This window comes from Haloarchaeobius marinus (assembly GCF_051207415.1).
GTDB lineage: Archaea > Halobacteriota > Halobacteria > Halobacteriales > Natrialbaceae > Haloarchaeobius.
This window is the reverse complement of record NZ_JBPKGD010000002.1, coordinates 458,460-472,260: the sequence shown is the minus strand read 5'-3', so window position 1 is coordinate 472,260 and position 13,801 is coordinate 458,460. Positions and strand designations below refer to the sequence as shown.

10 protein-coding genes and 1 pseudogene are annotated in these 13,801 nt (G+C 68.8%); 7 read left to right on the top strand and 4 right to left on the bottom strand.

Going from position 1 to position 13,801, the window contains the following annotated elements:
• Window positions 1–21: 21 nt before the first annotated feature.
• A complete protein-coding gene (locus ACSC1W_RS08495; RefSeq protein WP_435346609.1) occupies window positions 22–1,038 on the bottom strand; it encodes a DHH family phosphoesterase in 1,017 nt (338 codons plus the stop codon).
• A gap of 89 nt (window positions 1,039–1,127) precedes the next feature.
• Between ACSC1W_RS08495 and ACSC1W_RS08490 the strand changes: the two genes are divergently transcribed.
• The 5 genes from ACSC1W_RS08490 (at window position 1,128) to nikR (ending at window position 7,295) form a co-directional block, all read left to right on the top strand.
• On the top strand, window positions 1,128–1,646 hold the full coding sequence (locus tag ACSC1W_RS08490; protein ID WP_435346608.1) for a hypothetical protein: 519 nt from the start codon (window positions 1,128–1,130) through the stop codon (window positions 1,644–1,646).
• 88 nt (window positions 1,647–1,734) lie between these two features.
• Window positions 1,735–2,433, top strand: a complete 699-nt coding sequence (locus ACSC1W_RS08485) for a ribulose-1,5-bisphosphate 5-phosphatase (RefSeq protein ID WP_435346606.1) — start codon at window positions 1,735–1,737, stop codon at window positions 2,431–2,433.
• Window positions 2,433–3,059, top strand: a complete 627-nt coding sequence (locus ACSC1W_RS08480; RefSeq protein ID WP_435346604.1) for a ribulose-1-phosphate aldolase — start codon at window positions 2,433–2,435, stop codon at window positions 3,057–3,059. The genes ACSC1W_RS08485 and ACSC1W_RS08480 overlap by 1 nt, the downstream gene beginning before the upstream one ends.
• Before the next feature lie 361 nt (window positions 3,060–3,420).
• Window positions 3,421–6,816, top strand: a complete 3,396-nt coding sequence (locus ACSC1W_RS08475; RefSeq protein ID WP_435346603.1) for a tetratricopeptide repeat protein — start codon at window positions 3,421–3,423, stop codon at window positions 6,814–6,816.
• A gap of 59 nt (window positions 6,817–6,875) precedes the next feature.
• On the top strand, window positions 6,876–7,295 hold the full coding sequence (gene nikR / locus ACSC1W_RS08470) for a nickel-responsive transcriptional regulator NikR (RefSeq protein WP_435346601.1): 420 nt from the start codon (window positions 6,876–6,878) through the stop codon (window positions 7,293–7,295).
• Window positions 7,296–7,958: 663 nt separating this feature from the next.
• On the opposite strand, the pseudogene ACSC1W_RS08465 reads toward nikR, so the two are convergent.
• From ACSC1W_RS08465 to ACSC1W_RS08455, 3 genes and pseudogenes are all read right to left on the bottom strand, one after another.
• Window positions 7,959–8,973 (bottom strand): annotated as a pseudogene (locus tag ACSC1W_RS08465) (ATP-binding protein); the annotation flags it as partial.
• 123 nt (window positions 8,974–9,096) lie between these two features.
• Complete coding sequence (locus ACSC1W_RS08460; RefSeq protein WP_435346599.1) at window positions 9,097–10,500, bottom strand: hypothetical protein; 1,404 nt, start codon at window positions 10,498–10,500, stop codon at window positions 9,097–9,099.
• Between the two features lie 141 nt (window positions 10,501–10,641).
• On the bottom strand, window positions 10,642–11,643 hold the full coding sequence (locus ACSC1W_RS08455) for a BtrH N-terminal domain-containing protein (protein ID WP_435346597.1): 1,002 nt from the start codon (window positions 11,641–11,643) through the stop codon (window positions 10,642–10,644).
• A gap of 108 nt (window positions 11,644–11,751) precedes the next feature.
• Here ACSC1W_RS08455 and ACSC1W_RS08450 point away from each other — a divergent pair, with 108 nt between their 5' ends.
• Window positions 11,752–12,540, top strand: a complete 789-nt coding sequence (locus tag ACSC1W_RS08450; RefSeq protein WP_435346596.1) for an N-acyl homoserine lactonase family protein — start codon at window positions 11,752–11,754, stop codon at window positions 12,538–12,540.
• A gap of 58 nt (window positions 12,541–12,598) precedes the next feature.
• On the top strand, window positions 12,599–13,792 hold the full coding sequence (locus tag ACSC1W_RS08445; RefSeq protein ID WP_435346594.1) for an alpha-hydroxy-acid oxidizing protein: 1,194 nt from the start codon (window positions 12,599–12,601) through the stop codon (window positions 13,790–13,792).
• Window positions 13,793–13,801: the final 9 nt, after the last annotated feature.

Sequence of the window (13,801 nt, the reverse complement as noted above, 5' to 3'; positions counted from 1 at the left end):
CGGGGTCGACCCCGGGGCGGTTCACTCCTCCGTCGTGTCGCGCTCGGTGAGGTTCATCGCCTCGACCAGCCGTCGCGTGACGATCTGTTCGACCATCTCGACGAGCCGGTCGTCGTCGTCCGAGTAGTCCGAGAACAGGCCGAGCGGGACGGTCCCGCCGGCCATCTCCCGGTGGCCGCCCGCGCTCCCGACGTCGCCGAAGGCGTCCTGCAGCGTGTCCCCGATGTGGACTCGCGAGTCGGCGGAGCGACCGCTCAACTCGACCTCGTCGTCGATGATGCCGAACACGACCGTGGTCTGGACCCCCTCGAGGTCGGAGAGGTAGTCGGCGGCCTGCGGGAGGGCGTCCCGTTCCGTGGTCCGGCCGGTGTGGGAGATGAGCGCCGACCCGTACGTCTTCCGGTTCTCGATGGCGTCGCCGATGGCGTCGACGGTCGCCTCGCTGATGGCCGGGTTGGTGAGCGTGCGGAGCAGTTCGTCGTCGACGTTCGGGTCGAGGGTCGCGACCGCCTCGTACTCGGCACGCGTGGTACCCCGGAGGAAGGCGAGCGTCTCGCGCCGGATGGCGAAGACGAGGGCCGTCGCCAGTCTCTCGTCGACGGGGAGTTCGAGGTCCGTCAGGTACTCCGTCAGGATGGTCGCGGTCGCCCCGAGTTCCTCCCGGTGGTCGACGAACGGTGCCGAGACCTCGTCGGCCGTGTGGTGGTCGATGACGATGTCCACCTCGACGTGGTCCGGTACGTCGTTGTTCCGTCCGTGCGTCGAGTGGTCGACGAACGCGACCGCGTCGGCCCCGGAGACGGCGTCGACCGAGAACGCCGTCAGGTCGAGGTCGAACAGGTTGACGAAGGCGCGGTTCTGCTGGTGGGTTATCTCGCCGCTGTAGAAGACGTCCACCTCGTCGACGCCTGCCTCGTCGGCGACCTCTCCGAGCGCCATCGCGCTGGCGAGACTGTCCGGGTCCGGGTTGTTGTGGGAGACCACTGCCAGCGTGGACCGGTCCTGCAGGAACTCGTAGAGGTCGCGCCCGCGGGTCATGCGTTGACCTTCAGTGCCCGTACACAAGGGTCTACTGTCGCGGGATGGCAACCGTTTTCCTCTGCGAGACCAACCCTCAGTCGAAGACAGTGTCCCGATTCGCCGCCGGGTCGAACCTGCTGGTGACCGTCCTCCTCGCACCGGGTATCGTGGCCCACGAGTTCGCCCACGAACTCGGCTGCCGACTGGTCGGCGTCCGCGTCCTCGGGAGTTCCTACCTCGACCCCGTCTCCGACGCAGCGTACGTCGACCACGAGACGGTGGAGTCGTTCGGTGCGGACGCCGTCATCGCGTTCGCGCCCCTCGTCGTGAACTCGGTGCTCGCGGCGACGGCGTTCGTCGCGGCGGGGGCGCTCGACGGGACGCCGGCCTGGCCCGTCTTCGCGTGGGTCGGCGGCACGCTCGCGCTCACGGCCTTCCCCAGTCACGCCGACACCGACTCGCTGCTGGAGACGGCGTGGGCGCTCCCCTGGCCGGTCAGACCGCTCGGCGTCGCCCTCGCAGTCCCGCTTCGACTCGGGACGGTCGTTCCGGGGGTCGGCGGGTTCTACGGGTTCTTCTGGATGCTCTGGTTGTACGCCACCGTCACCGGGACTGCTCCCCCGTGACGGAGTCCAGCAGGCGCAGGTGCGTGACGGCCGGTCCGGTCCCGAACGAACAGCGTAATGTAGCGCGGGCACGACAGTTGGGGAAGTCATGGACTACGAGGCAGTCTTCTTCGACCTCGACGACACGCTCTACCCGTATCCGCCCTGCAACGAGGCGGGCAAGCGTGGCGCACTGCGGACGGCCCGGGAACTCGGCTACGACTTCGACCGGGACTCCTTCGAGTCGGTCTACCAGGAGGGTCGGAACGAGGTCAAACGCGAACTCGCCGGGACGGCGTCCGCCCACGAGCGCTTTCTCTACTTCAAGCGCGTCATCGAGATACACACCGGGACGCACAAGTCCCGCCACGCGCTCGAACTCGGGGAGGCCTACTGGGACGCCTACATCGAGGAGATGGACCTGTTCGACGGCGTCGTCGAGGTGTTCGAGACGCTGTCCGACGCCGGCGTCTCCATCGTCGTCGTCAGCAACCTGACGACGCGGATTCAGCTGAAGAAGATCGAGCACCTCGGCATCGAGGAGTACGTCGACCTCGTCGTGACGTCCGAGGAGACGGGGAACGAGAAGCCGAGTTCCATCATGTTCACGCTCCCGCTCTCGCAACTCGACCTGCGTCCGAGCGAGGCCGTGATGGTCGGGGACTCGGTGGCCGCCGACGTCGAGGGCGGTAACGCCGCCGGGTTGACGACCGTTCTCTTCAACAACGACGAGACGGGACTGACCAGCCGTCGTCGCCCCGACCACCGCGTCGACGCCTTCGCCGACGTCGCGGAGGTGGTGAGTTGATGCTCGACTCGCAGCGTCGGGCCGTCGTCGACTGGGCGCCCGCCCTCGCAGACCTCACGCCCGGCCGGACCGGCAACCTCAGCGTCCGTGACGGCGACGCCTTCGCCGTCACGCCGACGGGCGTCCCGTACGACGAGTTCGACGCGGCGGACGTGCCCGTCGTCTCGCTCGACGGGGAGCGACTGGCGGGGGAGCTGGACCCGTCCAGCGAGGTCCCGATGCACCGCCACCTCTACCGGTTCCTCGACGCAGGGGCCGTCGTCCACACGCACTCGACGTGGGCGACGACGATGTCCGTCCTGCACGAACCCCTCCCGCCGGTTCACTACATGATCGTCGCCGTCGGACGCGAGGTGCCCGTCGCAGAGTACGCGCCCTACGGGACCGAGGAACTCGCCCGGAACATCGTCGACGCCATGGAGGCGGCCGACTCGCGGGCCTGCTTCGTCGAGAACCACGGACTCGTCGTCACGGCCGGGAACCTGCCGACGGCCGTCGAGAACACCGGTCACGTCGAGAACCTCTCGCAGGTGTACCTTCAGGCGGTGGCGAACGGCGACCCGCACGAGCTGACCGACGACCAGCTGGCGACGGTCGAGGAGCAGTTCGAATCGTACGGGCAGTGAAGCGAGTCAGTGAAGCGAGCCAGCTTTCTCCCGGCTACTGGTGTCGAGTCGAAACACCCGGACGACGGTGGGGACAGGCACATATCCGACCCGTCAGTTCGGACCGGGCAGGCCCGAAGTCCAGGCGTTCGATGGTGGAAATAGGACCAGGGGCGTGCAGTGCGACCGGTATCCCCCCGGAACCGGTCGGGGCTACGTCAGAGGCGGTGATCCGACCCCCGAGCCCCCATCACGTCAGCGTGACCGTCGACCGCTGGTCCATTTCACCCTGAGACACCCCTCCCTACTCAACTCATCGGCTGACCCAGTGTGTCACCACGTGAATTTTATATCACCTTGACACGTGAGTGGGTACGAAACCATGTGTCCCGACGCCACCGAGACGACGGTCGACGTCCTCGACCGCAGGCGGGACGTACTGACGCGACTGGGCACCAGTCCGGTGCAGGTCAGGGACCTGTGCGCATCGCTGGAGGTGTCGCGGTCGACGGTGAACCGGGCGTTGCGAGAACTCGAGGACGTCGGGTGGGCACGTCGCACGGGCAACGGCTACGTCAGAACCACGTCCGGTGCCCTCGCACTGGAGCAGTACCAGGACCAGATATCGGCCCTCGGCGCGGTGCAGGAACACGCCGAGGCGCTGGACCCGCTTCCGGAGGACACGCCGCTGGACCCGGCGCTGTTACCGGACGCCCACGTCGAGTCCATCGGCGACTGGGAGTCGTTCGAACTCGCCGCGTCGGTCAGAGAGAGCATCGAGGGCGCGACGTCGCTCCGTGGGGTCTGGCCGACCATCGGCGACGACCGGACGGTCGAGACCGTCGCGACCCTCGCCAGCGAGGGAGGCCCCGTCGCCCTCGCGGTGACCGGGGACGTCGCCGACACGCTCCAGTCGGTCGACGCGTGCACCTTCGGGTGCGACGGGCCGGAGACCTGCCGGGTCGACCAGTACGACTCGGTCCCGACGCGACTGGGTGTCTTCGACCTCGGGACGCCCGACGGTCGGACGATACTCGCCGTCGTCTACGGCGACCACGGGACCGTCCACGCCGTCGTCCGCCTCCGGGGCACGGACGCAGTGCAGTGGGCCGAGTCCGTCTTCGCGGACGTCGGGATGCCCGAACTGGCGTCGGACGCGCCCGCCGACGGGACCGACACCGCGGACCACCGAACCGAGGACTGGTCACCGGACGCCCGGGAGACGCTCAGGTCCGCCGGGTTCGTTCCGGTTAGCGACGCCACGCTGGCACGGGAGACTCCCCAGTCGGTGGGGACGATGCTCCGGACCGGCCCGACGCTCGCGGCCGTCGACGAGGGCCTGTCGCTCTGCCGAGAGCACTCCGTCGACGGCGCCAGGCGCGAGTTCGCGGTCGACCTCGTCGACGCGCTCTCGGCCGGGACGGACGTCGCCGTCGTCGGCCCGCCGGGGTCGGGCAAGAGCACGACCTGCAAGGCGGTCGCCTGTCGCTGGCGCGACCGGGGACTCGGCCCGGTCTGCTACCGCGAGAGCGGGGCCCGTGCCGTCCTCGACGACCCGGGGTCGCTCGTCCCGGTCCTCGATGCGACTGACGGACACGTCCTCGTCGTCGTCGAGGACGCGGTCAGACCGACCGCCAGCGCGGTGTTCGAGGTGCTGGAGGAGGTCGGCGCCGATGCCGACGTCTCGTTCCTGTTCGACGCTCGACTGTCGGAGTGGTCCGACCCGCCCGCCCCACTCGACGCCCGCCGCGAATCGCTCCGGCGGGAGGCCGTCGAGACGGTGCCGGTCCCACGGCTCGACGACCGGGAGCGCGACCGCCTCCACGCCCACGTCGACGGACTGGTCGCCGAACCGCTGCCACCGCGGTCGGAGTTCGACGTCTCGACCGAGGGAGCAGAGTTGACCGACAGCGCGACGCTGGACGACGGCACCACGGACGACGGCGCCGGCGAGTTGCTCTCGCTGACGCACCGGTACGGGCTGTTCGCCGACTCCTCGGACGGCGACGGCGGACACGGCGTGAGTTCCCTGCAGCAGGACGTCCACGAGGTCTACGACTCCGTCTCCGCCGACGGTGACGCCCTTGCCGTCGCGACGCTCGTGAACGTCCTGAACGCGACCGGACTCCCGGTCGAACGCGACCTGGTGGACGCCATCGCCGTCGACCCGGACGGTCCCGACCCGGCGGCAGTCGAGTCGACGCTCCGGTCGCTCCGTGGACGGGTCATCTTCGACACCGGGGCGGGCGACTCCGTCCACGGTTCGTGGTCCCACGCCTTCCTCCGGCGACTGGTCGCCGACCGGGACGACGCGAGCGCGCACCGGACGTTCGCACGCGCCGTCGGGTCGCTGTTCACCCTCCTGGAGTCGGCCGACAGACGGCAGGCAGTCGTCGCCCACCGGCAAGGCGACGCACCCACGGTGTCCGCCATCGACGACCGACCGGACCACTGGGCCGACGTCGTCGTCGACCGGGTGTTCGAACTCGGTCGGAACGCACCGGGGCTGGCACCGCTGTACGGCCGTGGCGAACACAGTCAGCTACGGCTCCCGGAGTCGGTCTCGACGACGACTCGACAGCTGGCACTCGTCGCCCGCGCCCGGATGTACGCGGACGCCGGGGAGTACGACGACGCACTCGAGGAGTGTGAACACATCGACGGGGTGGCTGCAAGTCTCGACGACGAGCGCGAGGCGACGGTGCTGGAGGCACGGAACCTGCGCGTCCAGAGCTTCGTCTTCCACCGTCGGGGCGACTTCGACCGTGCGTGGCGACTGGTCCTCGAATCGCTCGAACGAATCCGGGAGGCCGGTCACCCGCACGTGGAGGCCAGGACATTGAACGGGGCGGGTGTCGTCGCGTGGCTCCGCGGCGACGTCGAGGAGGCCGAGCGACTCCTCACCGAGGGGCTCTCGATGCACCGCGACGGACTCGACTACCCGAAAGGGGAAGCCGACCTGCTGAACAACCTGGGTATCCAGCTCAGGGAGCGGGGGGAACTCGCTGCCGCCGCCGACCGGTTCCGCGAGTGCCACGAACGACGCCGCGAGGTCGGCGCGCGCATGATGGCCATCGACAGCGCCAACAACCTGGCGGTCGTCGCCCGCGACCGCGGCGAACTCGACAACGCGGTCGGGTGGCTTCACGTCGCCATCGAGGAGAGCAAGCTGCTCGGGACCCGGGAGCGCGAGGCGCACACGAGTCGGGCGCTGGGGAACGTGCTTCGTCGGAAGGGCGACCTCGACGAATCGGCCACGCGGCTCGAACGCGCCCTCGAACTGGCCCGTGCCGACGAGCGTCGGCACGGACAGTTCCTCTGCCTCCGGGGGCTCGCGGCCACCCGGCGGGAGCAGGGCCGTCTCGACGAGGCGGCGACGCACCTCGACGCCTGTGAGGCCCTCGCCGACGACGTCGGCGACGAGCGTGACTCGGCGCTCGTCCGTGCCGAGCGCGGCCAGCTCCAGCACGCGCGTGGTGCCATGGACGACGCCGTCGAGTCGCTCGAAGCCGCCGTCGAGTCGCTCGAATCGGTCGACAGGACGCCCGGCCTCGCCCGGGTCCGGCGAGCACTCGCCCGTGCGCTCGACGACCGCGGGGACCACTCCGAGGCCTGCGACCAGTACGAGGCGGCCTGCGACCAGTACGAGGCGCTCGGGGCGACGCGGTACCTCCGGGAGACCCTGGACGAACTCAGCGCCGCGTGCGAACGCGCGGGCGCTGCCGAGAGCGCGGCGACCTACCGTGACCGTCGCGATGCACTCGGTGCTAGCAACTGACTCGGTCAGGGCCGCCGGATATACGAATCCTTAATATTTCTGACGCCGCAGGTTATTACATGACGGTCGTCAGTGTCTCTATGCCGGAGGAACTCCTCGAACGGATCGACCAGTTCGCCGACGAACACGGCTACACGGGTCGAAGCGAAGTCGTCCGCGAGGCCTCCCGGAACCTCCTCGGGGAGTTCGAGGACAAGAAACTCGAGGACCGCGAACTCATGGGGGTCGTGACGGTCCTGTTCGACTACGAGTCCACCAACGTCGAACACCGGATGATGAACCTCCGGCACGAACACGACGACCTCGTCGCCTCGAACGTCCACAACCACGTCGGCGACCACTACTGCATGGAACTGTTCATCCTCGAGGGGAGTCTCTCGGACATCTCGACGTTCGTCGGGAAGATTCGTGCCACGCAGGACATCCTCTCCGTCGACTACTCCGTGATGCCCATCGACGAAGTGGGTACGCTGGCGTAGCCTGCTCCCGGTCGCCACGGTCGGTCAGCGCCGCGACCGCCTCGCGTTCGCGGTGTGCGGTCACGATAGAGCGGAGCGAGGGGCCGTCGAGTCGGGACGCCCCGCTCGACTTCTCGCGGGTGACGACGCCCTCGCGTCGCAACTCGGTCAGCGCGCTCTGGATGCGCTGGCCGTCGGTGCCGACCACCCGTTCGAGTCCGTCGACCGTCATCGGCGCCGTCTCGCCGAGGACGGTCACCACGCCCCAGGTGTACTGCTCGTTGCAGTTCGCCTCCGCGATGGCCCGTTCGATGCGCCCGGCCACAGGTTTGGTGTGGACCAGTTCGGGGACCCCGCCGTCCGGGGTCCGGTCACGGGAGCCCGCCCGTCAGTCGGGGGAGAGTCGGCGCTGTAACTGTTCGACGGCCATCTCGAGGAAGGCGATGCGGTCGCGCTGGCTCTGGATCACGTCCGCGTCGCCGTCGGACTCGCGGAGTGTCTCGGCCTCCTCGTGGAGGCGCTCGTTCCTGGCCTCCAGTCGTTCGACCTCGCTCTCCAGTTCCCGGACCCGCCGCCTGTACTCGTTGCGCTCGGCCTCTATCTCGGCGTTGGTCTGGTCGGCGTCGTCCCGGTCGGCCGTCGGAAGCGTCGACTGCTCGCCAGGCGGTTCGATGCCGGTGTTGCCGGCCAGCGCATCGGCCATCTGCTCGGCCGCCGTCGAGATGTCACGCGCCCGTTCGAGTTCGGTCTCGAGCGTCTCGATGCGCGTTTCCTTCGTCTCCAGTTCCGACTCCAGTTCGAGGATGCGACTCTCCCGACGGTCGTTCTCCTCGGTTATCTCCTGGAGGTCGCCGACCAGCGAGTCGCTGACCGACTTGAGTTCCGGCCGTTCGAAGTCGTCGAGTCCGGGCGTCGCCCCGGCGTCGAAGGTCCGCTTTCGCCTGAACTGTATCGTCTCGATGTCGGCCTCGGCCCAGTCCGACATCACGAACGCCTGTCCGGCGTCGAGGTCCGTGACGCGTTCCTCGAACTCGCTCCCGAGGATGCGACCGACGACTTTCGTGTCGTTCTCCCAGGTGAGGCGGTGCCAGACCAGCCAGTTCGCCTGCGTGATGAAGTCCTTCTTCACGTCGGCCGGGCGCTGGCTGATGCCCACGATGCCGAGTCCGTGCTTCCGGCCCCGCTTTCCGATCTTGATGAGCAACTTCCCCGTCTCGTCCATCCCGCCGCCCTCGGGGATGTACTCGTGGACCTCCTCGACGACCAGCAGGAACGGCTTCTTCAGCTTCTTCTCCTTCGCGAAGAGGTGTTTCGCCGTCTCCAGGATGAGTTCGTTCGCCTGCTCCTCGTCGAGGTATCCCGACACGTCGAGGATGATTGGGATGTTCTCCTCGAGTGCGAGGTGTGCCATCCGTTCGGCGTGTTCGGGGGCGATCTGGATGTCGCACTCCTCGTCCGCGCCGGCGTGCAGGAGTTCGTACTCCTCTTTCAGTCCGTAGTACTCGCCATCGGTGTCGACGATGAGCAGCGGGAACCCGGACTCCAGCAACTCCTCGGCGATGACGCTCGCCGAGTTCGACTTGCCCGACCCGGACTTGCCAGTCACGAAGCCTCGACCGGTCAGCAGTTCCACGACGGGCACGTCCACCGTCGACCCGTCCGCCGCCTCCCCGAGAACGATCTCTTTCCTCTGGCTCATACCCGGTTTCAGGTGATACTTTCGCGCTGGGCACCTGTATCTTTCCGTGGTCCGCCCGCCCGGCTGCGATTCGCCGTCGCCGTGGCTCCCGGTCGAGGTGGTTCGCTCCGGGCCGCCGTGGCCTCACACCTGGTGGACCTCTGCGTCCTCGCCCCGGTAGTCGTCGGGGATGTCGCCGATGCCCCAGCCCGCACCGGTCGTCTCGATGTAGGAGTAGCGCTTCCCGTCTTTCAGGTACTGGTAGCCGTCGAGTTCCGGCCCCCAGATGCCGACGGCCATGTGCCCGGGTGGCTGGATGAGGACGGCGTCGCGGTTGAACGGTTCGGCCTCGAGGATCGCCGCGAACATGATGGAGGTATCCTCGCAGTCGCCTTCGAGGCCGACCAGCGTCTCGAGGATGAAGTTCGTGTAGTCGTCGTAGCCCATGGAGACGTCGTCGGAGACGTACGGGAGCGACTGCACGAAGTCGAGTGCGAACCCGACCTTCTCGTACGTCGTGCCGAGCCCGTAGGCCTCGGCCGCGTCCCACAGGAGACTGGCGAGTTCCCCCGCCGTCCCGTTCATCAGTTCGACGGCGACGTACTCCTCCCTGGACCGGCCGCGGGAGGCCCGCCACGCGAGTTCGTACGCCGACTTGAACGCCAGGAAGTTCACCTGGTACTCGCGGCCCTCGGCGCGCCACCTGAGCGTCTGGAGGAACGCCCCCTCGATCGGAACCCGGCTGAAGCCGGTCCCCTGGCTCGCGACGGGGTCGTCCTCCCGGGGTGCCCGTCGAATCCGGTCCTCGCCCGCGTAGACGAGGAACGGGTCCGTCTCCATGACGAAGTGCGACCGGTCGTCGGAGACGCCCTCGATGTCCATCTCGCCGGGGATGAGGATGGCGACGTAGTGGAGGCGCTCGTTCCGCGGTGCGTCCGTGAGGTCGAGGTCGACCGTGATGGACTCCAGCGACCCGGACCGGCGGAACCGTTCGCTCGTCGTCTCGGCGACGACGCGCTGTCTGGGGTAGCGAAGCGCGGCCACGTACACCTTCGCCAGTTCCGTGTCGGCCGCCGGCTGGTTCGGGTACACGTCGACCGTGACGTGGTCGATGCTGTACGACGAGATGTGGGTCCGGTGTCGCCAGTACTCGTCGTTCACGGCGATGTGGCCGTCGCCGTCGGAGGGAGTCGAGGTCGGTTCCGGTCCGATGTCCCCCTTGCCGTCGGCCGTCGCCTGGGTGCGTGTCTGTGACCCGTCGGTCGAGTCGGTCGCCGTCGAGTCGCCATCCGTTCCGGTCCCGACGTCGCCGGAGTCACCCGTCGCCGATGACTCGGCCGGCGGCGAGGGGGCGGCCTTCAGCGAGACGAGGGGTAGTTCGTCCGGACGTCGAACGCGGTCACTCGCGTCTTCCACGAAGTCGTCCCGTTCGAGGATGCGACGATAGGCCTCCGGTTCCTCGACCCGAGGTGCCTTCACAGCACTGATACACCCGCTCAGGAGCGACGCCGTTCCGGCGAACGCCCCGAGCAGGTGCCGTCGCTTCATGTTATACAGCCATAACGACCCGAGGATTATAAAAGATGCTGTTATCGGTTCACAAGGAACCCGCGTTAGGACCGCTATATGGCCAGAAGAAGACGCTTACTCCGATTCCACTCGTTGCCGTTCCGGGCCGTCGACGACGACTCAGAGTCGGTCCAGGAGCGACTCGTACAGGCGCTCCTCACGGTCTGCGACGGCGAACACCTGCTCGCTCGCCGCGTCGTAGGCGGCCTGGCGGGCCGACTCGTCGCCGGCGAGGCCCGCTCGCTTGAGGCTCTGACCGACGGCCGACCAGTCGTCGGCGACCGCGTACGCCTCGGCGACGTGGTCCGCCGTCACGGCGTCGAGTTCGTCGACCATCGCGTCGAGGAACGGCGCGAACAGGCCGCGGAACGCCCCGCCACCGGTGCCACGCTTCTCGACGTTCTGGTAGGCGAACCGGGTACACCAGGTGGCGTCCGGCAGGTCCGGCCACGACGGGAGCGACCGACCGAACGCCCGGACGCCGTCGAGTCCGTTCGTCGCGGCCTCGCCCCACCCGTCGACGGCGTCGGGGGAGAGCATGGCACGCGCCGTCAGTTCGATGCCGTCCCTGGCGGCCTCGGCGACGGACCGCGTCGGGTCGTCGAGCGCGACCAGCCAGTGGTTCCTCGTGGGACCGTAGAACCCCCAGTCAGAGTCGAACGCGTCCCCGAACTGGTCGAGGGGGAGTCGCTGCAGGTCGTCGAACTCGCTGTCGGCGAGCACGACGGCGTCGTCGTCGTAGTCCACCGCGACGACGACGTGCGGGCTGAAGTGGACGTCGGAGTCGTAGTACTCCAGGTAGAAGATGTCCACGAACAGGAGGACCGGGCGGCCGGCGTCGACGTGTGCGGTCACGTCAGCCCACGCGTCCTCGAACGACTGTCCCCGTCGCTCCTCGGTGGCGATGCCGAGGTGCTCGTGGAACGCCGTCTCGAGCCACGGCGTCCGACCCACGAACTGCTTTCTCGGACTGTCGTCGCTCTCGATGAAACTGAACCCGAGGCCCGAACCGACGCCGAAACAGACCGGTTCGGACAGGTTCCAGCGCCGGAAGGTGGCGACGTCGTGGAGGGAGGTGGACCCACAGTGTTCGCCGGCGGCGTGGTCGAATCCGTCGAGCATGGTTCGACCCACGGTTCCGTGGTAGAAATCGGTGCCGAAACGACGAGAGGGCGGACAGACGAGGACCCGAACAGTGCTTTCACGGCACTGGGTCACGAGTGTCAGGCCATGACCGACATCTCGCTCGAACCGGTCCGGCGCGGCCACATCGTCGCCGACGAGTCGTTCCTGTTCGAGGACGTGGGCGTCGCCTCGGGGTCGAACCCGTCGCCGGACCACCGGCGGGTCCGCCGCCCCGTCTACAACGTCGTCGTCGAACACCCCGATGCGACGGTCCTCTGGGACACGGGGTCCCACCCCGACGCCGCCGACGGTCACTGGCCTGCCGAACTGTACGACGCGTTCACCCACGAGGGACTCCGACCGCTGGCCGAGGACCTAGAATCGGCGGGCTACGCCCTCGACGACGTCGATGCCGTCGTCGCGAGCCACCTCCACCTCGACCACGCCGGGGGCCTCGGTGCGTTCGCGGGCACCGACGTTCCGATATACGTCCACCGGCGGGAGTTCGAGTTCGCGTACGTGAGCGCGAAGACCGACGCCGGAGACGAGGCCTACGTCGCCGGCGACTTCGACCACGACCTGAACTGGCGGCTCGTCTCCGGCGAACGAGCGTGGCCGTTCCGCGACGTCTGCCTCGTCCACCTCCCCGGGCACTCGCCTGGCATCGTCGCCACCGTCCTCCACCGGGCGGACGACACCGTGATACTGGCCGGCGACGTGGGCTACGTGGACGAGAACGTCGACGACCGCCGACCGATGGGCGGCGCGCTCCTCTGGAGCAAGGCGGACTGGTACGACAGCCTCGACCTGCTCGACGACCTCCGACGACGACACGACGCGACCGTCGTGACGGGACACGACCCGTCCGCCCCGGACACCCTCGACGCGCTCTGACTCCGGGCCGTGGGTGCCAGCCCCTACACTCAAGCGACGACCGCCCCAATCCGGGTCCATGACCGACGAGGACGCCTCGACACCGTACGGTCGGTACCGCCAGACGAGCGTCTACACGACGGGGATGCTCACCGGCGAGACGCCGGACCTGCCCGTCGCACCGGAGCGACTCGCAGAACGCGCCCGCGAGGAACTCGACGGCCGGGCCTACGACTACGTCGCCGGCGGCGCCGGTTCGGAGTCGACCGTCGACGCGAACCGGCGGGCGTTCGAGTCCTACCGCATCGTCCCCCAGGTGATGCGAGACACCGGGACGCGGGACCTCTCGACGGAACTGCTGGGTCGGACGGTCGACGTACCGGTCCTGCTCGCACCCATCGGCGCTCAGGGCATCCTCCACGAGGACGGCGACCTGGCGAGCGCACGCGCCGCCAGCGAGTGGAACCTCCCCTACGTCTGCTCGACGCAGTCGTCGGAACCGCTGGAGGACGTCGCCGACGCGCTCGGGGACGTCCCGAAGTGGTTCCAGCTCTACTGGAGCGAGGACCGCGACCTGACCGAGAGCCTCGTGACCCGGGCCGAGGACGCCGGCTACGACGCGCTCGTCGTCACGCTCGACACGCCCCACCTCGGCTGGCGGGAGCGCGACGTCGAACGGGGGTTCCTCCCGTTCCTCGACGGCGACGGCATCGCCAACTACGTGACCGACCCGGCGTTCCGGGACCGACTCGACCAGTCGCCGGCGGAGAACCCCCGCGCCGCCGCCCAAGAGTTCGTCCAGGTGTTCTCGGACCCGACGCTGACGTGGGGCGACCTGGACTGGCTCCGTGACCTGACGGACCTGCCGGTGGTCTGCAAGGGAATCCTCCACCCCGAGGACGCCCGGTCCGCCGTCGAACACGGCGCCGATGGCGTCGTCGTCTCCAACCACGGCGGTCGGCAGGTCGACGGCGCCGTGGCCGCCCTCGACCAGTTGCCCGCCGTCGTCGACGCCGTGGGAGACGAGGCCACCGTCGTGTTCGACTCCGGCATCCGACGCGGGTCCGACGCGCTGGTCGCGCTCGCGCTCGGCGCCGACGCCGTCTCGCTCGGCCGACCGTGGGTGTACGGACTGGCCATCGCCGGCCAGGACGGCGTCAGCGAGGTCTGCGAGAACTTCCTGGCGGACCTGGACCTGACGCTCGCGCTGGCGGGGTACGACGACGTCGACGACGTCGACGGGTCGGCGCTGCGAACCGGGCGCCGACCGTGACCCGGAGCG

Coding starts and splice junctions, on each gene's coding strand:
- ACSC1W_RS08485 (WP_435346606.1), top strand. CDS start 1,735: ATGGACTACGAGGCAGTCTTCTTCGACCTCGACGACACGCTCTACCCG.
- ACSC1W_RS08475 (WP_435346603.1), top strand. CDS start 3,421: ATGTGTCCCGACGCCACCGAGACGACGGTCGACGTCCTCGACCGCAGG.
- ACSC1W_RS08480 (WP_435346604.1), top strand. CDS start 2,433: ATGCTCGACTCGCAGCGTCGGGCCGTCGTCGACTGGGCGCCCGCCCTC.
- ACSC1W_RS08450 (WP_435346596.1), top strand. CDS start 11,752: ATGACCGACATCTCGCTCGAACCGGTCCGGCGCGGCCACATCGTCGCC.
- nikR (WP_435346601.1), top strand. CDS start 6,876: ATGACGGTCGTCAGTGTCTCTATGCCGGAGGAACTCCTCGAACGGATC.
- ACSC1W_RS08495 (WP_435346609.1), bottom strand. CDS start 1,038: ATGACCCGCGGGCGCGACCTCTACGAGTTCCTGCAGGACCGGTCCACG.
- ACSC1W_RS08445 (WP_435346594.1), top strand. CDS start 12,599: ATGACCGACGAGGACGCCTCGACACCGTACGGTCGGTACCGCCAGACG.
- ACSC1W_RS08460 (WP_435346599.1), bottom strand. CDS start 10,500: ATGAAGCGACGGCACCTGCTCGGGGCGTTCGCCGGAACGGCGTCGCTC.
- ACSC1W_RS08455 (WP_435346597.1), bottom strand. CDS start 11,643: ATGCTCGACGGATTCGACCACGCCGCCGGCGAACACTGTGGGTCCACC.